General features: G+C 44.4%; 30 protein-coding genes and 1 tRNA gene. 18 read left to right on the forward strand and 13 right to left on the reverse strand.

Going from position 1 to position 24,807, the window contains the following annotated elements:
* Positions 1 to 83 precede the first annotated feature (83 nt).
* Positions 84 to 992, reverse strand: a complete 909-nt coding sequence (gene hslO, locus NG798_RS19555) for an Hsp33 family molecular chaperone HslO (protein ID WP_261225384.1) — start codon at positions 990 to 992, stop codon at positions 84 to 86.
* A gap of 121 nt (positions 993 to 1,113) precedes the next feature.
* On the opposite strand from hslO, the gene NG798_RS19560 reads away from it, so the two are divergent.
* Entirely contained in the window at positions 1,114 to 1,509 is a 396-nt protein-coding gene (locus tag NG798_RS19560; protein WP_261225385.1) for a hypothetical protein, read from the forward strand.
* A 139-nt stretch (positions 1,510 to 1,648) separates the two neighbouring features.
* Here NG798_RS19560 and NG798_RS19565 read toward each other — a convergent pair whose 3' ends face one another.
* Positions 1,649 to 2,215, reverse strand: coding sequence for an NUDIX domain-containing protein (locus NG798_RS19565; protein ID WP_261225386.1), 567 nt, complete (start codon positions 2,213 to 2,215; stop codon positions 1,649 to 1,651).
* A 214-nt stretch (positions 2,216 to 2,429) separates the two neighbouring features.
* Here NG798_RS19565 and NG798_RS19570 point away from each other — a divergent pair, with 214 nt between their 5' ends.
* From NG798_RS19570 to NG798_RS19585, 4 genes are all read left to right on the forward strand, one after another.
* Positions 2,430 to 2,615, forward strand: coding sequence for a hypothetical protein (locus tag NG798_RS19570; protein ID WP_261225387.1), 186 nt, complete (start codon positions 2,430 to 2,432; stop codon positions 2,613 to 2,615).
* A 39-nt stretch (positions 2,616 to 2,654) separates the two neighbouring features.
* Positions 2,655 to 3,386, forward strand: coding sequence for a DUF72 domain-containing protein (locus tag NG798_RS19575; RefSeq protein ID WP_261225388.1), 732 nt, complete (start codon positions 2,655 to 2,657; stop codon positions 3,384 to 3,386).
* A 324-nt stretch (positions 3,387 to 3,710) separates the two neighbouring features.
* Positions 3,711 to 4,304, forward strand: coding sequence for a hypothetical protein (locus NG798_RS19580; RefSeq protein ID WP_261225389.1), 594 nt, complete (start codon positions 3,711 to 3,713; stop codon positions 4,302 to 4,304).
* A 5-nt stretch (positions 4,305 to 4,309) separates the two neighbouring features.
* The gene (locus NG798_RS19585) at positions 4,310 to 4,543 is read left to right on the forward strand and encodes a ferredoxin (RefSeq protein WP_261225390.1); all 234 of its coding nucleotides are present in this window, start codon (positions 4,310 to 4,312) and stop codon (positions 4,541 to 4,543) included.
* Between the two features lie 13 nt (positions 4,544 to 4,556).
* Here the strand turns inward: NG798_RS19585 and NG798_RS19590 are convergent, their stop codons facing one another.
* The 3 genes from NG798_RS19590 to NG798_RS19600 all read right to left on the reverse strand — a co-directional run bounded on the left by NG798_RS19590 (position 4,557) and on the right by NG798_RS19600 (position 6,780).
* Positions 4,557 to 5,615 carry a folate-binding protein YgfZ gene (locus NG798_RS19590; protein ID WP_261225391.1) on the reverse strand — a complete coding sequence of 353 codons (1,059 nt, stop codon included), beginning with the start codon at positions 5,613 to 5,615 and terminating at the stop codon, positions 4,557 to 4,559.
* A 76-nt stretch (positions 5,616 to 5,691) separates the two neighbouring features.
* Entirely contained in the window at positions 5,692 to 6,078 is a 387-nt protein-coding gene (locus tag NG798_RS19595) for a hypothetical protein (RefSeq protein WP_261225392.1), read from the reverse strand.
* Positions 6,079 to 6,123: 45 nt separating this feature from the next.
* Entirely contained in the window at positions 6,124 to 6,780 is a 657-nt protein-coding gene (locus tag NG798_RS19600) for a hypothetical protein (protein ID WP_261225393.1), read from the reverse strand.
* Between the two features lie 205 nt (positions 6,781 to 6,985).
* On the opposite strand from NG798_RS19600, the gene NG798_RS19605 reads away from it, so the two are divergent.
* From NG798_RS19605 to nadB, 6 genes are all read left to right on the forward strand, one after another.
* Positions 6,986 to 7,426 (forward strand): hypothetical protein, encoded by a 441-nt coding sequence (locus NG798_RS19605; protein ID WP_261225394.1) that lies wholly within the window; start codon positions 6,986 to 6,988, stop codon positions 7,424 to 7,426.
* A 33-nt stretch (positions 7,427 to 7,459) separates the two neighbouring features.
* Positions 7,460 to 7,702, forward strand: coding sequence for a hypothetical protein (locus NG798_RS19610; protein ID WP_261225395.1), 243 nt, complete (start codon positions 7,460 to 7,462; stop codon positions 7,700 to 7,702).
* A 98-nt stretch (positions 7,703 to 7,800) separates the two neighbouring features.
* Positions 7,801 to 8,580 (forward strand): HAD family hydrolase, encoded by a 780-nt coding sequence (locus tag NG798_RS19615; protein ID WP_261225396.1) that lies wholly within the window; start codon positions 7,801 to 7,803, stop codon positions 8,578 to 8,580.
* 662 nt (positions 8,581 to 9,242) lie between these two features.
* Positions 9,243 to 9,740, forward strand: a complete 498-nt coding sequence (locus NG798_RS19620) for a pentapeptide repeat-containing protein (RefSeq protein WP_261225397.1) — start codon at positions 9,243 to 9,245, stop codon at positions 9,738 to 9,740.
* 369 nt (positions 9,741 to 10,109) lie between these two features.
* Positions 10,110 to 10,535 (forward strand): photosystem II complex extrinsic protein PsbU, encoded by a 426-nt coding sequence (gene psbU / locus NG798_RS19625; protein WP_261225398.1) that lies wholly within the window; start codon positions 10,110 to 10,112, stop codon positions 10,533 to 10,535.
* Positions 10,536 to 10,735: 200 nt separating this feature from the next.
* Entirely contained in the window at positions 10,736 to 12,421 is a 1,686-nt protein-coding gene (nadB, locus tag NG798_RS19630; RefSeq protein WP_261225399.1) for an L-aspartate oxidase, read from the forward strand.
* Here the strand turns inward: nadB and NG798_RS19635 are convergent.
* The 3 genes from NG798_RS19635 to NG798_RS19645 form a co-directional block, all read right to left on the reverse strand.
* Positions 12,418 to 12,657, reverse strand: coding sequence for a hypothetical protein (locus NG798_RS19635; protein ID WP_261225400.1), 240 nt, complete (start codon positions 12,655 to 12,657; stop codon positions 12,418 to 12,420). The two genes, nadB and NG798_RS19635, sit on opposite strands and share 4 nt — an antisense overlap.
* 377 nt (positions 12,658 to 13,034) lie before the next feature.
* Positions 13,035 to 15,146: a CHASE2 domain-containing protein gene (locus NG798_RS19640; protein ID WP_261225401.1), complete on the reverse strand. Its 2,112-nt coding sequence runs from the start codon at positions 15,144 to 15,146 to the stop codon at positions 13,035 to 13,037.
* Between the two features lie 269 nt (positions 15,147 to 15,415).
* Positions 15,416 to 15,700 (reverse strand): 2TM domain-containing protein, encoded by a 285-nt coding sequence (locus NG798_RS19645; protein ID WP_261225402.1) that lies wholly within the window; start codon positions 15,698 to 15,700, stop codon positions 15,416 to 15,418.
* Positions 15,701 to 15,843: 143 nt separating this feature from the next.
* Between NG798_RS19645 and NG798_RS19650 the strand changes: the two genes are divergently transcribed.
* Positions 15,844 to 16,419, forward strand: a complete 576-nt coding sequence (locus NG798_RS19650) for a hypothetical protein (RefSeq protein WP_261225403.1) — start codon at positions 15,844 to 15,846, stop codon at positions 16,417 to 16,419.
* A 371-nt stretch (positions 16,420 to 16,790) separates the two neighbouring features.
* Here the strand turns inward: NG798_RS19650 and moaC are convergent, their stop codons facing one another.
* Positions 16,791 to 17,309, reverse strand: a complete 519-nt coding sequence (gene moaC, locus NG798_RS19655) for a cyclic pyranopterin monophosphate synthase MoaC (protein ID WP_261225404.1) — start codon at positions 17,307 to 17,309, stop codon at positions 16,791 to 16,793.
* A gap of 69 nt (positions 17,310 to 17,378) precedes the next feature.
* Between moaC and NG798_RS19660 the strand changes: the two genes are divergently transcribed.
* A tRNA-Arg gene (locus NG798_RS19660) sits at positions 17,379 to 17,452 on the forward strand.
* 83 nt (positions 17,453 to 17,535) lie between these two features.
* Here NG798_RS19660 and NG798_RS19665 read toward each other — a convergent pair.
* Both NG798_RS19665 and NG798_RS19670 read right to left on the reverse strand, forming a co-directional pair.
* Positions 17,536 to 18,780 (reverse strand): MFS transporter, encoded by a 1,245-nt coding sequence (locus tag NG798_RS19665; RefSeq protein WP_261225405.1) that lies wholly within the window; start codon positions 18,778 to 18,780, stop codon positions 17,536 to 17,538.
* A 378-nt stretch (positions 18,781 to 19,158) separates the two neighbouring features.
* Positions 19,159 to 19,401, reverse strand: a complete 243-nt coding sequence (locus NG798_RS19670) for a hypothetical protein (RefSeq protein ID WP_261225406.1) — start codon at positions 19,399 to 19,401, stop codon at positions 19,159 to 19,161.
* A gap of 5 nt (positions 19,402 to 19,406) precedes the next feature.
* Here NG798_RS19670 and NG798_RS19675 point away from each other — a divergent pair, with 5 nt between their 5' ends.
* A complete protein-coding gene (locus NG798_RS19675) occupies positions 19,407 to 19,958 on the forward strand; it encodes an adenylate kinase (protein WP_261225407.1) in 552 nt (183 codons plus the stop codon).
* A 20-nt stretch (positions 19,959 to 19,978) separates the two neighbouring features.
* Entirely contained in the window at positions 19,979 to 20,707 is a 729-nt protein-coding gene (gene rph / locus NG798_RS19680; protein WP_261225408.1) for a ribonuclease PH, read from the forward strand.
* Between the two features lie 10 nt (positions 20,708 to 20,717).
* On the opposite strand, the gene NG798_RS19685 is transcribed toward rph, so the two are convergent.
* Complete coding sequence (locus NG798_RS19685; protein ID WP_261225409.1) at positions 20,718 to 21,248, reverse strand: DUF29 domain-containing protein; 531 nt, start codon at positions 21,246 to 21,248, stop codon at positions 20,718 to 20,720.
* Positions 21,249 to 21,455: 207 nt separating this feature from the next.
* On the opposite strand from NG798_RS19685, the gene bchB reads away from it, so the two are divergent.
* The 3 genes from bchB (at position 21,456) to NG798_RS19700 (ending at position 23,698) form a co-directional block, all read left to right on the forward strand.
* Positions 21,456 to 22,982, forward strand: coding sequence for a ferredoxin:protochlorophyllide reductase (ATP-dependent) subunit B (gene bchB / locus NG798_RS19690; protein ID WP_261225410.1), 1,527 nt, complete (start codon positions 21,456 to 21,458; stop codon positions 22,980 to 22,982).
* A gap of 142 nt (positions 22,983 to 23,124) precedes the next feature.
* Positions 23,125 to 23,415 carry a type II toxin-antitoxin system Phd/YefM family antitoxin gene (locus NG798_RS19695; RefSeq protein ID WP_261225411.1) on the forward strand — a complete coding sequence of 97 codons (291 nt, stop codon included), beginning with the start codon at positions 23,125 to 23,127 and terminating at the stop codon, positions 23,413 to 23,415.
* Positions 23,399 to 23,698, forward strand: a complete 300-nt coding sequence (locus NG798_RS19700) for a Txe/YoeB family addiction module toxin (protein WP_261225412.1) — start codon at positions 23,399 to 23,401, stop codon at positions 23,696 to 23,698. The genes NG798_RS19695 and NG798_RS19700 overlap by 17 nt, the downstream gene beginning before the upstream one ends.
* Before the next feature lie 153 nt (positions 23,699 to 23,851).
* Here the strand turns inward: NG798_RS19700 and NG798_RS19705 are convergent, their stop codons facing one another.
* Positions 23,852 to 24,667, reverse strand: coding sequence for a PRC-barrel domain-containing protein (locus NG798_RS19705; RefSeq protein ID WP_261225413.1), 816 nt, complete (start codon positions 24,665 to 24,667; stop codon positions 23,852 to 23,854).
* Positions 24,668 to 24,807: the final 140 nt, after the last annotated feature.

Consider the following 24,807-nt stretch of genomic DNA (forward strand, 5'->3'; position numbering starts at 1 on the left):
TATTGTCAATGCAATGGCCGAAAAACAAAAAAAGTCAGGCTTAAATTTTTCCTGACTCTTGGGTTGGTTTAATTAAGCGTTCTCTAGTTTACCGTTGCAGTTTCGGCTCGAAGTCTGCCTATCAACTCGCTGAGATCGTCGCTGCTGGCGTGATAAACGTTGCCGCAAAAATGGCAGATAGCCTCGGCTCCGTTGTCTTTTTCGATCATGTCTTGCAGTTCAGCTTCTCCGAGCATTTTTAGCGCTCCTAAAAATCGGTCGCCGTTACAACCGCAATGGAAGCGCACGATCTGCCGTTCTGGTAAAATTTGCAGGCCCATGTCTCCGAGTAAGTCTTGCATGATTTCTGGGAGGGTTTTGCCGGCTTGCAGCAGAGGTGTGAAGCCAGCTAAACCGGCGACACGAGATTCTAGGGTTTCAATGAGTTCTTCATCTATGGCGGCTTTGGGTAAGACTTGCAACAGTACGCCACCGGCTGCTGTGACACCTTCAGCCCCAACAAATACTCCCACGACTAGGGCTGAGGGGGTTTGTTCGGAGGTGACAAGGTAGTGGGCAATGTCATCGCCAATTTCGCCTGATACCAGTTCAACGGTGCTTGAGTAGGGGTAGCCGTAGCCAACATCTCGCACGACATAAATATAGCCACTGTTGCCAACGGCTCCGCCAACGTCGAGTTTTCCTTTACTATTTGGGGGTAGTTCGATTTCTGGGTTATCGACGTATCCCCGCACTGTGCCGTCTAAACCGGCATCGACGAGAATTCCGCCTAATGGCCCGTTGCCCCTGATCCGGATATTTACTCTTGATTCTGGGCGTTTCATGTTAGAGACGAGTAACAGTCCTGATGTCATTGTCCGTCCCAGGGCGGCGGTGGCAACGTAGGAAAGTTTGTGTCGCTGCCTTGCTTCTTCTGTGAGGCGGGTGGTAATTACGCCTACTGCTCGTATGCCTCCGTCTGCTGCGGTTGCTCGAATTAATTGATCGGCCATGATAAAACCTTACTTTTGCCACTCTTACTATTTTAAAAGCCTTCTCCTCAACAAGCAGCGATTACGGCTCGACGTGGCTTTTGACATACTGAAAGGGAGAGTCTAGGAGGCGTTGTTTTTTATGTTTGGTACGTTCCAGCAAAGTCATCTGCGAATTGAGGTCAATGCACCGGCTTCTATTATTCGTGATTGTCTTATGCGTCCGGCGGTGGCTGAGCGGTGGCTTTGGCCACAACGTTTTTCTGCCGGTCTGCCAGAAGAGTTTGAGGTGGGTTTATCTTTTACCAGTTCTATTGGGCCGGTGGTTATTCATCATGTTGTTGATGTGGCTCAGTCCAATTGCTTGCGCTGTTTATTAAGTCAAGGAATTGATGGTTATCACGAGTGGTATTGGGGCGATGGTTGGGTGCAGTCTCGTTTAGAGGGAATTTCTTTGTTGCCCTTAAATTTATCGCAAAGCGTTAGTTTATGGCGTCTGCGCGAGTTTGTAGCTTCGCGTCAACAAAAAACTGCTTAAAACTTTGTTCGCTGTCGGGTGGGCTCTGCCCACCACTGCCCGTTATCCTATTTTTACCTACAAAATTTTTCTCAATTTATTGCTCAAAATAAGGCTATATCTCATCCCCCTAGTTAGAAAATTATTCTCGCCATCAACCCTAAAAACTGTGGTTTTCCCCCCTTAAATTCATCGCCGTATTACCTTTCAAAATTAAAATCGAACTCGGCCCATGTGTAATAGAACTTTCCATCACGTTTTCTACAGCTTCCTCTAAACTCATTTTTACCGTTTTCATTGTTTCGGTTCCTTCCCGTTCTGTGGAAGTAAATTTTAAATTTGTTGCCGTAAATAAAAATACAGGACAGTTAACAATCGATGTATCCATATCAAACATCCCTAAATCTGTCCATTCGGCTGCCTCAATTCCCAATTCTTCTTTTACTTCTCTTTTTGCTGCTTCTAAAGGTGGCTCATCTCCATCAATTGCCCCGCACACAACCTCTACACTTTCGCGTTTTAGTGCATAACGAAATTGCTTAACTAAATAGACATTACCCTCATCATCCATCGGCAGCACAGCCACTCCTGCTTTCATTTTTACTGTGGCGTAACTTCCAGGTTTTCCGTCTGGTTGCACCACCTGGTCTTCCTGCACATCAATAAAAGAATTGTGATATTTTTTTTCGGTTTCTTCAATTGTCCAAGGGCCATTTTTTTCTGACATAAGCTTAGGGGATGGGAGTTTCCTGCTTTCAGTTTATCCCGATTAGCTTATCAAAATCCTTGCTCAATCTCTGCCGAAAGTAAGATTTTTTTACCCTTCCCCAAGAAACAGTTTTTTTGAGCGCGTTCGGTTAAATATTTACCCCTAAAGATAGGCCAAATTTGCTAACAATTTTGTCTAAAATTCGGGTAATAAAATCATTGAGGAAAACCTTATGCCCAGTGGAAATGCCAGCCATAAAAGCACTGCCATAAAACCTAACACAAATATGAATGGGGCAATCGAAGAAACTGATTCAACTGTTGAAATACCGGAAATTACTACCCAAGCAAGCCATGCCAGCAGAGTAGAAGAAGCGCCGGAAAATCAAGCGGCTACCGAACGCCCCAATAATCAATAGTAATTTGTGCTGGGCATAGCCCAGCCTACTTTTAATAAAATGGCTATTCATATTGGTACGTCTGGATGGAGTTATGACCACTGGCAGGGAGTGCTTTACCCTGATAAATTACCCAGTGCAAAACGCTTAGATTATTATTTACAGCGCTATCAAACTGTAGAAGTAAATAGCAGTTATTATCACTGGCCAAGAGATACAACTTTTTCTAATTGGCGAGCGCGTCTGCCAGAGAATTTTTTAATGACTATCAAAGCGCCTCGTGGTTTAACTCACAGTTCGCGTCTTGCTTCGCCGGAAAAATGGTTAGCGCGAATTGAGCAGAGTTTACATTATTTAGGCGACAAATTAGGCGTATTTTTGGTACAATTACCGCCGGCTTTTGCCTGTGATATGGCACGCTTGGCTTATTTTTTAGAGCAAACTCCCCCTTGGATAAAACTAGCAGTAGAATTTCGGCATCCAAGCTGGCATACCGAAGAAGTTTTTAGTTTATTAGAAAATAAAAATGCTGCTTATTGTGTGATGAGTGGGGCAAATTTACCTTGTATTTTGAAAGCAACTGCATCTTTTGTTTATGTGCGAATGCACGGCCCAGACCATAATTTTTTGTATGGTGGTTCCTATAGTGATGATGATTTGCGCTGGTGGGCCGGTCGTATCCGGGAATGGGAAGCGCAGGGAAAAAGTGTGTTTGTTTATTTTAATAATGATGGTAACGGTAATGCTGTGAGAAATGCCGATACTTTGAAATATTTTTTAGGCGTTCAATAAAAAATATTGTGAATTTTTCTAAAAAATTAGTGCAGTCGAGGGATTGACAAACACCTTAAAATGTGCATAATAAAAACGAGTATGAAATTAAACAATGCTACTCGACAAAAGCATTGGTAAATTGTTACAAAAACTACTTCCTGAGTTGAGAGGAAATGTTAAAAGTTGTTGTTTAATGAGAATAGGCGAACTGACACACCCGCCAACTCTGACAAATGCCTCATTAGTCATTAAGTCATGCGTCAGGGAGGTTGCGTCTACCCTCTTACCAGGCGGGAGTCTGAGGCTGTACTGATCATTCGCAAATAATTTAACACAAAGACTATGTTTGAAAATCTTAAAGACTCGATAGTGAGTGATGAAGAGTTGCTTTTTATGATTGGTTACGAACGAGACATAATAAAAAGCTATTGCGAAGACGAAAAGCCGCAAAATATCCCGCCAATTATTAAAGTGCTGGATTCGGAAAACCGGCTCCAATTTATTCCCTTAGATGGTGGCAGAGATTTCAATCGATCTACCGAACGCCGGCAAATTCTGGTAGAAATTGGGGCTGCTTTTTACCGAGAATGGGGACGTGATGTATTTCCCTCTATTTTAATTATGACTTCTGAAGCGTGGATGAAATCTTTTGATGCTAAAGAAGTTCCCGATAAAGTCCGCGCACCAAGCGATTATCCTGATGCCGTTGATGCAATTGTGGTGCAAGCAATTACCCTGACAAAATCTTCGGCAGAAGAACCGGAACCTACACCCAGAGCCGGTTTAGCCGTGTTAGAAATTAAATCAAGAGAACCCTATTTAACCCTAGAAGAATTGGTGGAACCGAACCTAATGCCGGCAACACGAGAAACCACCGATTTACTCAACCACTTTTTTATGGGTTGGGTGAAACAAGGCGCAATTGAAAACAATTAAATTCTATGGTTTCTGACAAAGAAATTTTAATCTGCCAAAACCGCACCTGTCGCAAACAAGGTAGCGCAAAAGTTATGGCAGCATTTCAAGTTAATGCTGTGCCAAATATTACCCTCACCGGCAGCGGTTGTCTGGGAAAATGCGGTAATGGGCCGATGGTCTTAATTTTGCCGGATCAGGTATGGTATTCTCATGTTCATCCTTCCGAAGCACCGGCCCTCATTAACCGCCATCTCTAGCTACACCCACCGGCTACAAAAGCGGAGGAGTCAAAAAAGGCACTTCGACTACTTCCCCTTCTGTTTCACCCACCAAAACTTTTAACCCTACTCCACCGGCTTTTGAGCGAATATAAGCCAAACCAAAGGGCCCTTTTTCCGTTTCCGCATAACTTGTCAGCGTGCCGACTTTTTCCTCACCTATAAATATCGCACTCCCCGGAGTTGCCGGTGCATTTAAACGCACCCCCCAAAGAAATTGTTTCACGCCTTTATAAGTATTCAACCGCGCAATAGTTTCTTGCCCAATATAACAACCTTTACTAAAAGAAATCGTTTGCATCAAACGCACTTCTAAAGGATTATAATCTTCCGTCAATTCGCTATCTGGCAAAGGCCGGCCTTGTTCTATTCTTAAGGCATTCCAGCAATTTTCCCCCAGCGGAATAGCCCCAGCTTCGCTTAAAACAGTCCACAATTGAGGACTTTTTTCGACATCCACAATTAACGTATAACCGGCACTCGCCAACCCACTGCCAACACCGACGCGAACCTCGACACCGCCAACCTTAAAAACTTGATGATTTCCGTAGGGTTGACCGGCCATTTCTCCAGCCCCAATTTGTTGCAATAACTCATCACTTTTCGGGCCAATCAAACTAAAAGCAGCCGTTTGATTCGTGATATCAGTTAGTTTCACTTTATCGGCAAAAAAGATATAACGATCCAGCCATTGCACAACCTTTTCTCTCCGGTTAGGAGACACCAGCAATAACACCGAATCTTCTGTAAGATAAGCCGTTGCTAAATCAATTGTGCGAGCCGTAGAAGTCACAAAAACTGTATCGCAACCTTGACCGGCTTTAAGGCTATTAAAATCATTGGTACTTTGGTTGTGCAAAAAGCGAATTCTGTCATCATCAGAAACCAAAATTCGCCCCCAGTGCGAACGATTACAAAGCGCCACACTTTCTTGAACTGCCTTGAAAGCTTCGCTGTCGTTGCGATATGATACGGCCACTTTTACGCCGCTGCCAACTTCTTCTACAATTGCCCCGGCTTTTGCTTGAATTTCCTGTAATTGTTCAATCATTTTTCGCTAAAATTTTTGTGGATTTGTTGTCAAATTTTTTTCGGTTTTAAGAGGGTGGGATACGCCCACCCTGAAATTAAACCACCGGCAACTCTGCAAAAATTTTATCTACAACTTTTTTTGCTTTGCTATCAAGCCGGTTCCAGTCTACTTCGCCAGTTTCTTCCTCCAACAATTGATGGTCGATTTCCACTTCAAAAGTTTCTTCGGGGGCGTGGGTTGGTTGGTAATTGCTGAAACAAACTTGATAGCACAAATCCCAGATTTCCAATGTTATTTGATGCTCCTTGTTCTGCAAACAAAGCTGATAACCAGGGTAGGGATTTTGCACCTCTTGATAACTACCTTGCCATACTGACTCATCAAGATGTTTGCGGATGTTGTCAATCACGCGGATCAAGGCCGGTTGCATCAGCACATTAGCCTGCTCCCAGGCGAGTTGATCTTTAATAATAGGCTTCATTGGATTTGGCTGGTGATTTTTTGCAGAAATTCACTTTCATTGCCATTACTTGATGCTTGGTAATGTCGATGGAGGTGGGTTGCTTTGCGAGTCGGTAGGTGGCGGCGGAATGGGTATCGGTGTCGCCCCCCGATTCGGTTCTGGTATTGGTTGCGTTTTGTCTATCGGCGGCGGCAAAATCGGATCAAGGCCCGCTTGAAAGAAGTAAACGCGGTCACAATAGCGAGAATCGCTGTTACAGATGGTTTCTATGGCAATATTGCTGACATTGGTGATAGGAAGCGATAGGTCGGCTTTTTGACCGGGCCCGATGGTTTGGTCGGCAGTTGCTTTGCCGTCGAGGTAAATTTTGACGGTGGCTGAGGGACTTTTCCAGTCGTTATCCCGCATTCCAAACTGCAAGGTGAGGGTTTGAAAGTTGTAATCGTTTGGCCCTGGGTTTTCTGGCCTAATGCGGCAAGTCAGGCCGGAGTATTGAGTTCCGGGGCCCATAAATAAAAGTGATGTGTACACTTGTCTGTTGACGGAAACATCTTCGGTAATTTTCCGCCACCGGCCCGGGCCGGTACTCACACAAACCGCATCCAATAACGAGATATCCTCAAGCTCCAAAGGTTGTGCTTGCACGTTTAGAGGCGAAAGACCGGCCCACAACATGACACCGGCCAGCAGTTGAGAAAGTTTTAATTTGTTTTTTTTCATTGCAAGGGGATGAGCTTCATCTCAGATTGTCCTTTGTCATTAGTCCTTAGTCCATAGTCATTTGACTAATGACAAAGGAGAATTGACAAATGACTGATGTTTTCATTTTCGCAAGCCACTTGTCCAAATGTTGGTTAGCATCATAAAGACCCCACCAACAAAAATTAGGAGGGCCAGACCCCCAGCGAGGGCATCAAGTAAATTGGTGTTTTCCATCAGTTTGAAAGGATTTTCCGCTAAACTTACTGCCAGCTTACCTTATTTTTTTGAGATGTTTGACTTTAATTTTCTGTTTGAGTTTTCCCGCGCTCATTGCATTGCGATTTGTGCTTTTCTGGTGCCTGCAAACCTCGTCTGCACCTTGCTGACGATGATTTTAACGGCACTCCACCGGCCCGCTGTTCAGGTTCGTTTTTCCGCAGCTTTTGCCTCTGTGCCCGCTTTGGTGATGGTGTTGCACGTTTTCACTTGGTTTATGGTTGGGGTGGTTATGCTTCCGACGTTTATTTTATTGACGTTGGCCACTGTTTGTCTGGCGATGAATTTTTGGGCTGTGGTTCACCCCCAGAGTATGGCTCGCTTGTTGCGCTGGTTGTTTATGTGGGTGAGGGGCCGGTTGCCTTTTGGCGTAGCGACTGAAGGTTAAAATATTTTTGCTCTGTGTTGGGTTTTTGAAACAATGAAAGAAAAGTTAATCAATGGGTTGAATTCGATTTTGGTTGCGGATGTTTTTTTTGTTTTGTTTAGTTTTTTTTGGTTCGTAATTGCACTGCTGGGACGCGGTGCTAAGGTAAATTTGGGGTTTGATTTGTGGTACAAACTCTGGGAGCCGGTTTTTATGCCCGCTATTGGGATCTTGATGGCCGGTGCTATTCTCAGCGGTCTTATTAGCTGGGTTTCTAAAAAGTTGCAATCCAATTAATACTTTTTGTGGCGGTCGTTTGGTGACAGCGACCGCTTTTTTATTTATAATATTTATTCGGAAAAACTGTCAATTAAAACCGGCTTATTTTAACTAATATGGAACTCCTAAGTTTATCTCAGGCTGTGGCAGAGGGTTTGTTTACAGAAATTTGTCTTGTAGCAACCGATATGGATGGTACGCTTACTCAGAAGGGTAAGTTTAATTCGGCTTTGCTATGGGCCCTAGAAAATTTAGCAAGCGCCGGTATCCAGGTTGTAATTGTTACGGGGCGGTCTGCCGGTTGGGTGAGTGGGATATCAAGTTTGATGCCGGTGGCGGGGGCAATTGCAGAAAATGGTGGGTTGTTTTTTCCCCAGGGTTCTGATGTGCCGGTGTGTTTATCTGCGATTGAAAATTTTACTTTACACCGGCAACAATTAGCCACCGCCTTTGAAAGTCTGAAATCTCATTTTCCCAACATTCAAGAATCAGGAGATAATGTTTTTCGCCTCACAGATTGGACGTTTGATGTGGCGGGATTACGTCAAAATGATCTTGACAAATTGGCAAGCTTATGTTATCAAATAGGGTGGGGATTTACTTATAGCTCGGTGCAGTGTCATATCAAACCCCAAGTTCAGGATAAAGCCGCCGGTTTATTGAGAGTCTTGCGTGAGTTTTTCCCGCAAATACCGGCCCAAAAAGTGGTGACAGTGGGCGATAGTCCTAATGATGAAAGTTTATTTAATTCTGCAAATTTTCCGGTTTCTGTCGGGGTAGCGAATGTATTGGAATATGCAGACAAGTTAATTTATAAGCCGGTTTGTGTGACAACAGCGGCGGAGGGTGCAGGGTTTTGTGAATTGGCAAATCAGCTTTTAGGGTGCAAATCCTAGTAATTGCCATTCCTTAACCTAAGCCCATAAAAATATCTTGCCATTTTGGTCAAGGACTTGTGATTATTTGCAACGATAAAGTTTAGGCTAGAACATCAAAAATGTCAAAACAAAGACTGCAACTATTTTTGCTATTAGGATAAGTAAGCAAACCTTTTAGGGGAAAATAAATCCCTCTTAGGAATTTTAAATATAAAGTCTGAAGCCTGGGAGGTAGCGGTAGAAGCATTGCAAACTTTTTTTGGTCACCGTTTGTTTTGGTGGGAAATTGGCAGTAACAACAAACCTCACCCCCTCCCCCTTACTCTACAAGGGAAGCGGGGCCAAGAATTAGTCCTCCTTCCCACCTCTGGCGAATTCTCCTCTTTGAGGCACCGGGGTAGGGGAGGAGAAATTTTTTTGCTTTCCTGAGGGTTGTGGAGGGTAGAATTATTGAGCCTCCGCCTTTATTCCTTTTTGTATAAATTGATAACTTTCTTCAAAAAAATCAACAAAACTTAACGGATTTTTCAAGCTTACGATAGATTTTTATATCACTTTTCACAAGGGGATGTCATCTGCCGATTGATAGAAATTGCGGGCAGGCAGCTTAATAATAATTCTAAATCAAACCAAAAAATATGAGCCATACTAAAAGTAGAAGATTTTGAGAGGTTGGGCAAATGAAATCACTGATTTTAAAAGCCGCTGTGGTTGCCCTGACGACGCTTGGCGCAATGCCGGCACTCGCCGAAAATCCTGCCCATGTAAGGCAATTATTAGAAACAAACCAGTGTGCGGGTTGTAATTTGGCAGGCGCAAATTTAAAAGGCGCTCATATTATAGGAGCGGATCTGCGGGGAGCAAATTTGGCCGGTGCAAACCTGGAATATGCCAATTTAGAAGGCGCGGATCTGCGGGGAGCTTCTTTAGAAGGTGCGAATTTACGCAATAGTTATTTAAACAGCGCTGAATTGACAAATGCTAATTTGAAACGCGCTAACTTGAGAAATGCCAATTTGGCTTTTAGTTTATTAAGTGGCTCAGATTTACGCGGCGCAAGTTTAGTGAATGCCAATTTATTGCGAGCCGATTTACGCCAAGCCGATGTAGTGCGAGAAACCTTGGCTGGAGCAAATTTAGAGCGGACAATGTTGCCAGCTTCATTGCGTTTGCAATAGACTACGCTTCTCAAACCAGAGGCGATGCGAAACTCAGATATAGATGTTTTGAGTAGTCTTAGGGGTGGCGGTTGATGCCGGTGCAGCCATGAAGCGCGGCGCTCAAATTTAGTGCCGGCTGATCTTAAAAAGCCTCCGGGGATACTTTCTCCTGCTCTTGGGTTTAGTTTACTGAGCCAAGAAACACAGCAGTAAACCGCTATCTCCTGCAAGGGGTAACGAAGCTTGCAAAATCCCGCCCCCAGGGCATCCCGCCCCTGACCGGCAAAAATGCTTATTCCAAATAGATGAGAAAACCGCTATAAGATTGTAAAGAAACTTGGTAATCTCTTAAATAATTAATAAGCTGTGTCTGAGAGGGAAAAAATTATGAGACGTGCAATCCGTCTGTTGAGCGTCCTGTGCCTGCTCGTCGGCTGCTGGGGCTGGTTAGGAGCGCCCCAAAACGCCTACGCTGCCAACTTAAACGGTGTAACATTCAGCAATGCGCCGGTGTTGGCCGCCGAATTCCGCAACGCCATTGATGACAAACTCAGAACCGAGTACGGCAAGAAAATCGACCTCAACAACACAAACGTGCGAGCCTTCCGCCAATATCCGGGCTTATACCCCACCTTGGCAAGCAAAATTGTCCAAAACGCACCCTACGAAAAAGTTGAGGATGTCTTAAACCTCCCCGAACTCACAACTCGTCAAAAAGAACTTCTCCAAGCCAACCTGGATAAGTTCACCGTTACCGAAGTCGAACCCCACCTCGTAGAAGGCGACGACCGGTATAACAACGGTCTCTACTAAAACCCACAGGGGCGGCTATCCCTCCACCTCCGCAATACACACCGGAGGGGCACAGGGGCACCGCCCCTACAAGACAAAACACCCCCACACCTGCTGGGGGTGTCCTGTATAGCGCATTTTTTAACATCGCTCTTGAAGTCGATTAAACTTTAAACTAAAACGACGAAATAACAACGATTACCCAGAGGGCGATAATTCAATTGGTCACACATTCAAACAGCTATTCATCCGAGCAATTGAACCTGCCTAACCACTTTGACGTTGTGGTGATAGGCACCGGCGCCGCCGGCCTTTACGCAGCACTCAGCCTGCCACAACATTATAAAATCGCCCTACTCACTAAAGACAGCCTGCCAAAATCTGCAAGCGACTGGGCCCAAGGAGGTATCGCCGCCGCCATCTCTGCGGATGACTCGCCCCTCCTCCACATCGAAGACACCCTCAAAGCCGGGGCCGGTTTATGCGACACCAACGCTGTTAAATTTTTAGCAGAACACGCCTCAGAATCTATCGCATCTCTTGTCGATCTCGGAGTTGGCTTTGATCGCCACAGTGGCCAACTCGCCCTCACCCTCGAAGCCGCCCACTCGCGCCGCCGCGTTCTCCACGCCGCAGATACCACCGGGCGAGCCGTCGTTAGCACCCTTACTGCTCAAATTCTCAAACGCAAAAATATCCGCGTCATTGAACAAGCTTTTGCCCTCAACCTTTGGCTAAACCCAACTTCAGGCCGGTGTCAAGGTATCAGCCTCGCCTATGAAGGTAATGTTTACTGGATACAAGCCGATGCCGTTGTTTTAGCCACCGGCGGCGGCGGACAAGTCTTTGCCCAAACCACCAACCCCGCCGTTAATACCGGCGATGGTGTAGCAATGGCATGGCGAGCCGGTGCTATTTTAAGAGATTTAGAATTTGTTCAATTTCACCCCACCGCCCTCACCAAAGCCGGCGCCCCCAGATTTTTAATCAGCGAAGCAGTACGCGGCGAAGGAGCCCATTTAGTAGACGATCACGGCTATCGCTTTGCTTTTGACTATCATTCAGCCGGTGAACTCGCTCCCCGCGATATCGTCAGCCGAGCCATCTTCAGCCACTTTCAACGCACCGGCTCCGATCCTGCTACCGCCAACGTTTGGTTAGATTTACGCCCCATCCCGCCCGAACGCATCCACCACCGCTTCCCAAATATTATCCAAGTTTGCCGAGATTGGGGCATTGATGTTTTCAGCCAACCCATCCCCGTTGCTCCCGCCGCCCATTATTGGATGGGAGGTATTTACACCGATCTCGCCAACCAAACCTCAATTCCAGGGTTATATGCCGTCGGCGAAACAGCCAGCACAGGAGTACACGGTGCCAACCGGCTCGCCAGTAACTCGCTTCTCGAATGTATAGTTTTTGGTGCCCAACTCGCCCACCTAGAACTTTTTACCCCAGAGCCCGTTTCATTATCTTCGGGGCGTACCTCCCCCTTCACCCACTCCCAAAACGAACAAAACAAAATCCACACCATCCGTCAAGAATTGCCGCGTCTCGTCTGGCAAAGTGCCGGTATTTGCCGCAATCAACCCACCCTGCAAACCGTCCTCAACCAAATTCAAACCTGGCAAACAGAATTTGCCGCCCTTCCTCTTAGCCAATATTTAACAAGCCTTACGCCTACCGAGCCGACATCTATTTCCCCTTTTGATCCTGACTTGCTGCGTACTTGGGGAGAAACTTGCAACTTATTAGATATCGCCTATTTAATTCTCAACAGTGCCTTATTTCGCACCGAAAGCAGAGGCGGACATTACCGTACTGATTTCCCAAATTTAGACCCCAACTGGCACACCCACACACTGATTCAACAGGCTAACTGGTGGAAAAATTCCATCCCAACCTAAGCCGGCCCACCTTTTACCTCTTGCCAAAAGTGAGTTCCCGCATCTTCCCCAGTTTTGGGCCCACCGTTGTCTTTCGGTTCATACTCGGCTATCAGCGTATTCTCGCTGTCGAGATTGCTCAAGCTAATTTTGCTTAACAAATTACTGTTGGCATAAGACGTTGCACTACCTGCTCCCATTAGGTGCAACCCAAGTGCCAGCGTGGTTGTAGTAGCCAATTTTAGGAAAGTACCCATAACACCCTCACCCTAAAAACGGTTTGCAGTGTAGATGCCCCGCTTTCTTTTCCAGTATATCAGTATATTTACGGAGGTGTCTACAGTGTTCTATGAAGATTCCGTAAATTCACGGTTTTACACTGAGTTTTCAGAAAAGCTTTTATTGCAGTTCCTCTCAAACCCAGCCATCCAGACGGGTGTACAAAAATTTTTTCTCACCCTGGACTAACTTTTTTTAGCCACAAAATAAATTTTCATATCTTAGGCCAATGAGTACCTACATTCGCATAAATGCTTAGAATACCGTCATTTTTTGACGGTGTTTGCTTAATAAATGCAGCCAATAAAATCTTAAAACCGGCTCATTTAACGGTTAAAATCTCAAATCTAAAACTTCACTCAGCAGCTATCTCATATCTATTTTTTCCCGCTTCTTTCGCTGCGTACATAGCCGTGTCTGCTTGGTTAATCAACGTTTCTACATCGTGGCTATGGAGGGGATAAAGACTAATACCGATACTACTGGTCACTGAAATAGAATGATCTTGTAGCAAAAATGGTTCTGCCAAAGTCTTGAGAATTTTTTGGGCAACTCGCACTGCATCAGGAATCCCAGGAATTGCCGTTAAAATTACCGTAAACTCATCGCCACCGAGCCGACATACAGTATCACTGCCTCGCAAGCACCTTGTCAACCGGCTTGCTACTGCTTTTAGCAGCAAATCACCAATATCATGTCCGTGCGTGTCATTGACTTGTTTAAAGCCATCGAGATCCAAAAACAATAATGCCACTTTTTGGTTATTCACAACAGCCCAATCTAAAGACTGACTCAAACGTTCTTGAAATAACTTTCGGTTCGGCAGGCCGGTTAGGGGGTCGTGATAAGCCAAATAGCGAAACTGATCTTTTGAGGTTTTTAATTCTTGATTTGAGCGAGCTAATTCTGATGCTGTTCGCTTCAATTCTTCTTCTATTTTTTTGCGTTCGGTAATATCCCGAATCACTCCTACTAAAAACAAATTTCCCGCCGCATCTTTATGCAGTGACCTTTTTGTTGCAATCAAATAGGTATTGCCTTTAGCATCCGTAAACTTTTCCTCTGATTCTTGCTCTACTCCTGTATGAAAAACCTGTTCATCTTGCTGCCGAAACCATAAAGCTTCCTCTGAACCAAAAAAATCTTGCTCAGACTTCTCAATTAACTTGTCATAGCCATATCCAATTAATTTACAATACGCCTGATTTAAAACAATCCAGCGGTGCTTTTGATCTTTAACAAAAATTGGGTCGGGAATTGTATTAATGACGCTATATAAAAATTCTCGTGATTTTTTAAATTCTTCTTCCAGATAAGCAAAATAGCCGGTGATATAAACTGCCGAAATCATCAATCCTAACAGGGGTGGAAATAGTCCCCACCACCAACCAAACAGAAATGCTAAATAACAAACTGCGGTGAGCATTGAACCGGCCAAAAATACCCCCAAAGCCGACCGGCCCGGAGAGCGAAACTTCCAACTAATGGCGGCTCCCAAACTTGACCAAACAAAAATCCATAGCCATTCAATTTTATCTGGCAAAACTTGAATTAAAGGCCGGTTATCCAAAACAGCGCTGAGAATTTGGCTGGTAAAATTGGCATGAACTTCTACCCCAAAAACCCGTTGTGGGGCACTGTAGGGAGTGGAAAATAAATCTTTCATGCTCGGTGCTGTGGAGCCAATTAAAACAATGCTATCTCGCAATACACCGGCATTAAAATGACCCGCCAAAACATCACTTACAGACAAAGTGCGAAAACTACCAGCCGGCCCGCGAAAATTACCTAAAATTTGATAACCGCCGCTATCAGCCCCCACATAGCCACCATCATTACTTTTAAATTGCCTAAACACAGTTTGTCCGAGTTGTAAATAGTCGGAATTTGTTTGAGCAGCTTGGGGAGTAATGCCTTCAGCTTTGAGATACATTAAGGCAATTTGCAAAGCAAAACTTCTGTGAGCTTTGCCCTCAAAATGCCAATACAATAAACTGCGGCGAACTTTGCCATCAATATCGATAACAACATTATTAAAGCCTACTTGCTTTTTTTGTTTTAGAGTGGCCGGTGCTGCGATGCCAACTTCATCATTTTTATAGGGGATTTTTTCAATAGCGATCAAATTAGGAATTTGAACAAATGTTCGTTCTAACTCAATAGAACCTGGTGGAATTGGCCGGGAGCGATAAATATCAAGGCCAATAACTCGCGGCTTTTGAGCATAGATTTTTTGCAATAATTCAGCCAAAACAGCATCCGACATTTGTGTGCCGAATTTTTGAATATCTTTTTCATTTACCCCCACAATCACAATACGCCGGTCTGTTCCAGGGTTGGGAGAAGCGCGAAAAAAACCGTCAAGTGTTATTAATTCTAGGGGTTGTAAGATTCCCAATATTTTGAGGAAAATTATGCCAATCGTAACTCCTGTTGAAGTTAATAAAATCCGACGATTGGCTGACAAAATTTTCAGGAAAAGTGCTAAAACAGTTTTAGATGAATAGGGAAAATTTGACCTTTTCATGTTAGGGCCGGTTTTAAAGATTAATTTTACAGTCCTCCCAGAAACAACTGCCGGGTTTGACACTCAACCGGCTTAAACAGCAATCAGGTAGATTTTTGCAACAAAAGTGTACTTAAAAAATTCAGCAGCCGGAAAAAAATTTTGACTGCTGAGTGGTTTTAAGAAATAGCGTGGTTTTGAATGCCTAACAGGGAAATGGAAAACTTTCTTTACTGGGGTGGCTGAGAGGGGGTGCCGGTGATTTCGTTTTCCTCTGAGGCAGAATAATTAGCAAGGGCGAAAATATATACGGCGTGTACCAGCAAAATAAATGCCCAAGTGCCGGTCAACCAAGGCAGGGATGCCCAATGCAACACCTGTATTTTAGTCAAAAACCACAACCCCGAATTAGACGCGGCAAAAATAGCGACGTGCAGGGCAAAATTCATTCTGTCGTCTAAACGGCGGTAGGCAGGATCGCGCCGGTCGGGTTTGCGGGGCCAACGAGGAGGCATAGATAACCTTTTATTGTACGATTGATCGGTTTATCTCATTGTAAAGCTTTCCCAGATATAGAAACTCAGGTTTAGGCAGGCCCAGATTTTTTTAGTTAACTTGTGCTTCATATTTTGTCGCCAACCAGATATAGAGGTTAGAATTGCGGAAAGACAAAAGAATTTTTCCCACCACCCAAAGAATTCATGTGAGCGCAACGCGATTTTTCCACAAAGCATCCCCCAAGCGTCATACCTATTTGGCTATTGTGGCGCTTCCCGATGAGGCATCCGCTTTTAGTGCTTATCGGCTTTTACAATATCACGGCATCTCTCCTGAACATCTGGCTATCGTTGGCGAGGGCTATAGCTCTCCCGAAAGAGTCGGTTTGTTTGAGCCTATGCAAATTGCTTTTGCTAATGCTGGCCGGTTGGCTTTCCTCACCGGCACAGTCGGCGCGGCTGTGGCATTTGTCGGTGTGTTGATTTCTACTCTGGCTTTCAAAATTCCTTTCAATTTAAGTTTATTGTTGTTAATTCCTGTCGGTGCCCTGGTGGCCGGTTTCCTGGGTGCTGTGATCGGCGGGATATTAGGTCTTTTAGGTGAAGGTAGTACCGCTGGTATTTATCTCCACCACCTGCGTCAAGGTCATTATCTTTTGATGCTCGAAGGGCCCGAAAAACTTGTCCGTCAAGGTCAAGATATCCTCAAGCAATATTGTCTCCCTAAAGCTAGATAAAGAAATTTTTGCCTTTAAGAGATAATTTTCCAGCTTGTGAAATGCCCTTTGGCGGTTAGTTTTGGCGCGTAGTTTGTGGTGGCTAAACAGTCCTCGCCTCAATAGATGCGGCGAGATAACCCCCCCATTCCTCGCGGGATTTTTTTTTGGAGATTATCCCTGGTTATCCTCTACAATTTGATATCTTTTTAAGATTGATGCTTTGAAAAGTTAAAGCGGGTTCGCAAAATTTGAGAAAATACCCGCCTTTGGCTATCTTTTTTAAGAGTTTTAGCTTCGCTTTTTTTCAGCTTTACCTGGTATTTGGTTAAGAAGCCTTTGAGTTTTTTATTCTCAATAAGATGGGCCGGTTTTTAAGAGCGAGAGCATGGCTACATACCAGCCATATAGTCCCCGGATTTTCCGCCGGTTTTGCTTAACAGCCGAATTGATTCGATCTCAATGCCTTTTTCTAAGGCTTTGGCCATGTCGTAAAGCGTCAGAGCAGCCACCGTTACCGCTGTGAGTGCTTCCATTTCTACGCCGGTTTGGGCTGTGGTGACTACACGCGCTCGAATTTGATAGCCCGGTAATTGCTGATCAGCCTCGATTTCAACATCGATTTTTTGCAAGGGCAAGGGATGACACAAGGGAATCAGTTGGGCTGTTTGTTTGGCCGCCATAATCCCGGCTATTTTGGCCGTTCCTAAAACATCTCCTTTTGGGCTATCACCGGCCTGTATTGCCTCAAATGTTGCCAGCGACATCCGCACCCTCCCACCGGCAACGGCTTCTCTTTTTGTCGGCTTTTTCTCGGAAACGTCCACCATCCGGGCTTCTCCGCTGCTGTCTAGGTGCGTGAGTTGGGCGTTTTGAACCGGCACAGAAAAATTTTCAGAAATCTCTTGCATTTTTTTTTGAGGTTGTGCTACTATTGGAAATTGTGAGCGGTATTTAAAAAAACCGCTGCAAAAAGACAAGGGCTTGTAGCTTAGTGGATTAGAGCGTGTGGCTACGGACCACAAGGTCGGGGGTTCGAGTCCCTCCAGGCCCGTTTCCAAGGGTTTTAAGGTTGAAACTTTGAGGTATTTTAACTCAGGTTTCAACCTTAAATTTTTTTAACCGTAGTTAAAAAGATTACTCCTTACCCAAAGCATAAATATCTTTAGTTCGCCCCATCGCAAAACGCAAGGAGGAGGGGATATTTTTACTGGAGAGCGTCGCGAAAGCAACCAAGCCAACCAAAGACAAACCGGCAGCAATGCCAAATAAATGTCTATAGCCAGTGTATTCGGCAATAAATCCCATTATCGGGCCGGCCATCACCATCCCAAAGTCTAAGCCACCTACCGATAAGGAGAAAAACTGGCCTCGTTGGTGAGGTAAGCAGCGATCTGACATTAAAGCAATCACCATCGGAAATATTGTACCGGAGGCTGAACCTTCAAGGACTGCGGCGATTAAAAATTCTGGGCCGGTGGTGGCTCTCCACAAAGTTAGCATGGCGATAATGTAGCAGATCAGGCTGGCGGTGATGAAAATGCCTCGTCCGTAGCGGTCGGAGGCTCGCCCAATGAGGAGGCGAATGCTAAAGCTGGCAATGGCGGCGGCTGTGTAAAAGAGGCCGGCGTTTAAGTTGGCACCGCTTTCTTTGAGGTAGAGGGGAATGAAGGTGTGGAGGACTCCAAAAACAAAGCCGGTCATTAACATTACAAATGCCGGTATCCTCACCGCCGGACTCCATAATATCTGCCAGAATTGCTTTGTTTGGGCGGTTTTTGGAGGGGTGAGATTTTCTGTTTCTTTGGGCGGTTCTTGGATAGGAATACAAGCAAGAAAAGCTAAAAATCCTACACCGGCTGCCATCAGAAATAAGGCAAAATAATTTTCTGTGGGTTGCAGAAACAATCCACCGAGGGCCGGCCCCAAGGCAACTCCTATCGGTTGAACTAAACTCATATAACCAAGTAATTCGCCGCGTTTTTCTGGTGGAGAAATGTCAGTGACGAGGGCGCTGTAGGCGGTGGTGAAAGCAGCAATGCTAATGCCATGAAAGGCTCGCAGAAAAAACAGGGCGGGGACGGTTTTTAATAATAAGTAACCCAAGGCTGCTATCGTTCCGACAATAGGGCCGATGATTAATACAATTTTGCGCCCCCGCCGGTCTGCCATTGGCCCTAACCAAGCGCGGGAGGGTAAAAGTCCGATGGCAAAGGCTCCCATGACGATGCCTATTTCTTGTTTACTCGCGCCGATGTGTTCGATATAGAGGGGTAAGGTGGGTAATAAGGAGGCCATACTGACCCAAAATAATAGGCCAGCAGCAAATAATACTAATAGGTTTTTGCGTTGGTTTGGTTGAAGGCCGGTGAGAAAGTTCAAGATGCTCCTTTTTTTGTGCCGGTTTTACTTAAAATTGCTATAGATTTTAATAAATATAACGTTTTTGGAAAATTTTGGTTATTTCTGAGTGTGTTCGCCAAAGAGCAGACATTTATGATATCTATTGCCTGAATATTTTGGCAAGCTGTACAGGATCAAGTAGAATCATCTGATGGTTTTTTAAGATATTTTTGGGGTAAGTTTTGCAATTAACAGTGTCCCAAGTTTTTGAGCCAGCCGGTATTTGTTAAAAACAGTTGGTTGGGTTGATAAGCATAGCTACAATTCTTTGCTGTCAATTTGTTTAAATTTTTTTGGAGGCGCTTGCAAAAGCCCGATTTTTGCGATAATCTACACAGTCTGCAAATCTTTGATGTCCTAGGTGCGTGTTCCGACTATTGAGAGGTGCAACGCATTGACCGGCCTTTTAGTTTGCTTGGCTTTGATGCCGTAGGGCCATATTCCCACGATTTCATTTTCAATAATCTGCAAATCTTTTCCTAAGTTTGCGAAGAGTTTGGGAATTTTTGATGCCGTAGGAGTTTGTTTAGATTTTCGTAAGGAAACAGCAGTTTCATCCACCACACCCACCGACACCACAGCCGCACAGCAGAGGAGCATATTTTGTGAGATTAATAATTTTAGGAGGGCCAGGAGCAGGCAAAGGAACACAAGCACAAAAACTTTGCCAGCAGCTAAATATTCCTTTGATAGGCACCGGCGATATTTTGCGACAAGCGATTATTGCTCAAACTGAACTAGGCCAACAAGCCCAGCCTTTTGTGGAAAAAGGCGAACTTGTTCCCGACCCGACCATGATAGAGTTTATTCGAGCGCGGCTTTTGTTAGCAGATGCCGCTGCTGGTTGGCTGCTTGATGGTTATCCCCGTACCGCTTTTCAAGCAGAAGAGCTAGACTTTTTATTAGATGATTTGGGGCAAAGGCTCAACTGGGCCATCTGGTTAGAAGTTCCCGAACCTGTTTTAATGAGCCGGTCGCTTGCTCGTAAACGTCCTGATGATCAGCCAGAAATTGTCCAGCGGCGTATTGATTTGTTTTATCAATGCACGATTCCGATCATGGAATACTACGAACGCCGCAACCGCCTCTTGAAAATTAATGCGACTCAACCGCTTGAAAAAGTACAGCAAGAACTGCTGGAAAAGCTACACTCATAACAACCTATTTTTTATTTTTTATGTCTTTCCAACGTCCTGATGGTCGCGGCGGCGATCAAATGCGTCCGATTAGTTTTGAGCGAAATTTTACCAAGTTTTCCGCCGGCTCTGTGTTGGCAAAATGCGGTGATACGGTGGTGCTTTGTAGTGTTACAATACAGGCCGGTGTGCCAAAATTTTTGGAAAACACCGGCAAAGGTTGGCTCACGGCAGAATATCGAATGTTACCTGGCGCCACGCCGCAACGCCAAAATCGAGAACTAATGCAGCTATCGGGAAGAACTCAAGAAATACAGCGTTTAATTGGTCGTAGTTTGCGGGCTTGTTTGGATTTAAAATTATTAGGAGAACGCACGATTATTGTAGATGCTGATGTTTTACAAGCAGATGCGGGTACTCGTACTACTTCTATCACCGGCGGTTTTGTTGCGGTTGCAGATGCTTTGCAAAAATTGATTGATAAAGGCGATTTAAAAGAAACTCCCATTCTTCATCAAGTTGCGGCGGTGTCGGTGGGATTATTAAAAGGTGAACCCATTCTTGATTTAAACTATCCCGAAGATGTGGCGGCGGATGTTGATTTTAATGTGGTGATGAATGACCAATTGGGAATTATTGAACTACAAGGAACGGCTGAGGAAGGAAGTTTTACCCGCACTCAAATGAATCAAATGATGGATTTTGCTGAGAAAGGAATTAGAGAATTATTAATAGCACAGCGGGAAGCTTTACAGGTTTTCAAATCCTGATTTTTTTCCTCTAATCTTTTAATAAACTGTATTCCTCCTCAAAGACTTCTTCCCAAGTTAGAGAAATTAACTCACATTTTTTACCCATTTCCATTTCCGCTTCTTTGAGCGCCCTTTGAAAACATTTATCCCAGACAGACTCAGCATAATTTCGATTCAAACTAGGCACTTCCTCTTGGATATCTTCTATTTCATTTCGAGCCGATGAAATTGTTATTGCCCAACTCGTAGATCGCTGTTGTGGCTGACATTTCCATTTAATAACATGAGCCATGAGGCGAATTAACTGGCTTCTGTAAGCTAGTTTTTTAGATTTTCCCATAATTTCAATTAATTCGTAAAGACCTTGGCTTGCTTCCATAATTTTTCCCTCTTGTAAAAGCTGCTGAACTTCCACCGCAGTTAAATATTCTGAGCCGGCGGCTAACCATTCCCAATCTTGTTTTGTTCGCATGGCAAATTGCTTTTTATTATTTATGCTAATAGTATCATAAGCAATCGTGGCCATTTGGTTTTCGTTTGCCCAACCGAACCTAAGCATAGGTATTGCTCCCTAGCGAAACTCAGCAACAACCAAAAAATGTAAAGCTAGATGGCAAAAAATTAAGAATGTTTACCCAGAAGTAACATTGATGTTGTTTTAATGCAAAGCTAGATTCCAGACTCAAAACAAGGCAAAGCCAGCAGTCTGAACAGAACAAATCAGATATTAACCATACTTCGCTTAGCAAAAAGGAGAAAAAGATAAATGAAATTAGCTTACTGGATGTATGCCGGGCCCGCACACATTGGCACTCTCCGCGTTGCCAGTTCTTTTAAAAACGTTCATGCAATTATGCACGCCCCATTAGGGGATGATTATTTCAACGTCATGCGCTCAATGTTGGAACGCGAACGCGATTTTACGCCGGTGACTACCAGTATTGTTGACCGGCACGTTTTAGCACGCGGTTCGCAAGAGCGAGTTGTCGATAATATCACCCGCAAAGACAAAGAAGAACACCCTGATTTAATTGTTTTGACTCCCACTTGCACTTCAAGTATTTTACAAGAAGATTTGCAGAATTTTGTGGAACGCGCTCAAATTGAATCAAAGGGCGATGTTTTATTGGCAGATGTGAATCACTATCGAGTAAATGAATTGCAAGCTGCTGACCGCACCCTGCATCAAATTGTGCAATATTACATCGAAAAAGCCCGGAAAAAAGGCAATCTTCCTGAAGGAAAAACCGAAAAGCCTTCGGTGAATATTATCGGAATTTCGACGCTTGGTTTCCACAATCACCATGACTGCACTGAGTTAAAACGGTTAATGGCAGATTTGGGAATTGAAATTAACGAAATTATCCCAGAAGGTGCTTGTGTTCACAACTTGAAAAACTTGCCGAAAGCGTGGTTTAATTTGGTTCCTTATCGGGAATTGGGGTTAATGACGGCGCGTTATTTAGAGCAAGAATTTGGCACACCTTTTGTGGATATTACGCCGATGGGTGTGGTAGAAACGGCGCGTTGCCTTCGCAAAATTCAGCAGGTTTTGAATGAGCAAGGTGCTGAGGTTGATTATGAAGAGTTTATTAATGAGCAAACTTTGCACGTTTCCCAAGCGGCTTGGTTTTCTCGGTCTATTGATTGTCAAAATTTAACCGGCAAAAAAGCAGTGGTATTTGGCGATGCTACTCATGCGGTGGCGATGACAAAAATTTTGGCACGGGAAATGGGAATTCATGTGGTATGCGCCGGCACTTATTGCAAGTATGATGCTGAGTGGTTCCGCGAACAAGTAAGCGAATATTGCGATGAAGTTTTAATCAGTGAGGATAATGCCGAAATTGGTAATATGATTGCGAGAATTGAGCCTTCGGCAATTTTTGGAACCCAAATGGAACGCCATGTTGGCAAGCGTTTAGATATTCCTTGTGGGGTGATTGCGGCGCCGGTTCACATTCAAAATTTCCCGATTGGATATAAGCCATTTTTGGGTTATGAAGGAACAAATCAAATTACGGATTTGGTTTATAATTCGTTTACTTTGGGAATGGAAGATCATTTGCTGGAAATTTTCGGTGGTCACGATACAAAAGAAGTGATTACAAAGGGAGTTTCCGAAGCTTCTGATTTGAATTGGACGAAAGAAGCGCAGACAGAGTTAAATAAAATTCCGGGGTTTGTGCGGGGCAAAATTAAGCGGAATACAGAGAAGTTTGCGCGGGAACGAAATATCAATCAAATTACGATTGAGGTGATGTACGCGGCGAAAGAAGCCGTCGGTGCGTAACATTTAATGGTGGGGCCGGCTTGCTGTTTGCGGGCCGGTTCTATTCAATTGGTATAATCAAGTCACGGGGTTTGCTGATAAACGCTAGGATTCGATTGTTATTGCTAGATAAAAGCGCTACCGCTTTGGAGAATTTTTGATTATGGTCAATCATCAAATCACATTAACTGAGGCAAATGCAAATCTCAACGAACTGTGCGAACAAGTTGTTGCTGATCGAGATTTTGTGATTATTACTCGACCTGATGGAGAAAATGTGGCCTTAATTGCGGCGGATGAATTAAATAGCTTGCTGGAGACAGTGCATTTGTTGCGTTCACCTAAAAACGCAGAGCGGTTGCTAAGTGCGATCAAAGAAGCAAAAGCCATAAGCTTGAAACCACAAACCTTAAAAGAAGTACGTCAGGAGTTAGGAATTGGCGAAGAAGGATAAGCAGGAATCACAACAAACGCCAATTAGAGATGCTGTTTTTAGGGAAAAGTTTCGAGAAGATTTGGTTTATTGGATCGAGACAGACCGAAAAACTGCTCTGCGTGCTTTTAAAGTAATTGAGGCGATTATGCGTGACCCTTTTACAGGAATTGGTAAGCCGGAACCCCTTAAATATTTAGAGCCTGGTACATGGTCACGCCGGCTGACTCAAGAACACCGCATCGTTTATTTAGTTAGGGATGATCGCATTGATTTTTTGCAAGCTAGGTATCACTATGAATAAAATTATTACTGGCTTTTAACATCAGTCTCAAAGGTAGCTCTCAAACTCGTGGCATTTCATTCGTCATAGGGTAGGCTTTACCGCCAAAAAACAAACCGGCATCCCGATAAACTTATCAAAAATGCCGGCCTATTTTCTTAAAAAAACCCTTTCTTAAAAATCCTCATCATCAATTTCTAACCGAGTAGGCGGAGGTGAAATTGTTTCTGGGGCTGCCGGCGGCGTTTCCTTCTTCAACTTAGAACGCGCCTCTGTTACCCGTCCCTTCGCCTGTTCTGCCACATCTTCCACCTTATCCTTCATCTCCTGAGCTCGTTCTTGCAACTCATCTGCAAGCTGCTGAGCTCCCCGTTTCAAACCTTCCGTACCCACTTGGGTGCGCTGCTTCAAATTTTCCCAATGATCCACCGTTTTCTCATAATCTTTTTGAGCAAAATCAGCCGCCTTACCGATTTTATGGTGCAAACCTTCCTCATACAATTCTGGATTAAGCGCCGCAATTTCTGAGACTATAATCCGTTTTGTACCAAAACTTTGAATCGCCGCCGGTGACATTACATAAATGCCATCCAAAACCCCACGCCAGCCACTGGAACTAAACAAATAATTCAGCACCACGCCGCTTTGGGAAACCACCAAATAATCAACTAACTTACCCGCCTCCTTGCCGGCATCTGTACAAAGTTCGTGGCCCAAAACCGTCACCACATCTTCCGGCTTTGGGGCATCCGCCGTTTCTGGTATCGCATTGACGAGGATATTTTCGCCAATGCGCTCAATTTGTCCCCAAGTAAACGCCCGCTTATTTCGACCCAGTAACCCCGCCTTGCAACTAAAGCCCACTACCTGGTGAGACTTAGGATCAAGCCAAAGCTGCTCTACAAAACCCACATCATCCGCCGAAACCCGATCAATCACCCGGCGGTTGATCAATTGGCTGCACTTCAAGACCTGTTCTTCTAAACTCATAAAAAAAGCTCCTGACAAAGAATAAAAACTTCCCTTGCCTTTACCTTCATTATGAGATATTTACTCTTTACTCAGCCAGCAACTTACCACACCGGCATCGTCTTTGCCGCTTGTTCAGCCGTTTAATCATCATAACCGCC

The organism is Ancylothrix sp. D3o, assembly GCF_025370775.1.
In the GTDB taxonomy this organism is placed as follows: domain Bacteria; phylum Cyanobacteriota; class Cyanobacteriia; order Cyanobacteriales; family Oscillatoriaceae; genus Ancylothrix.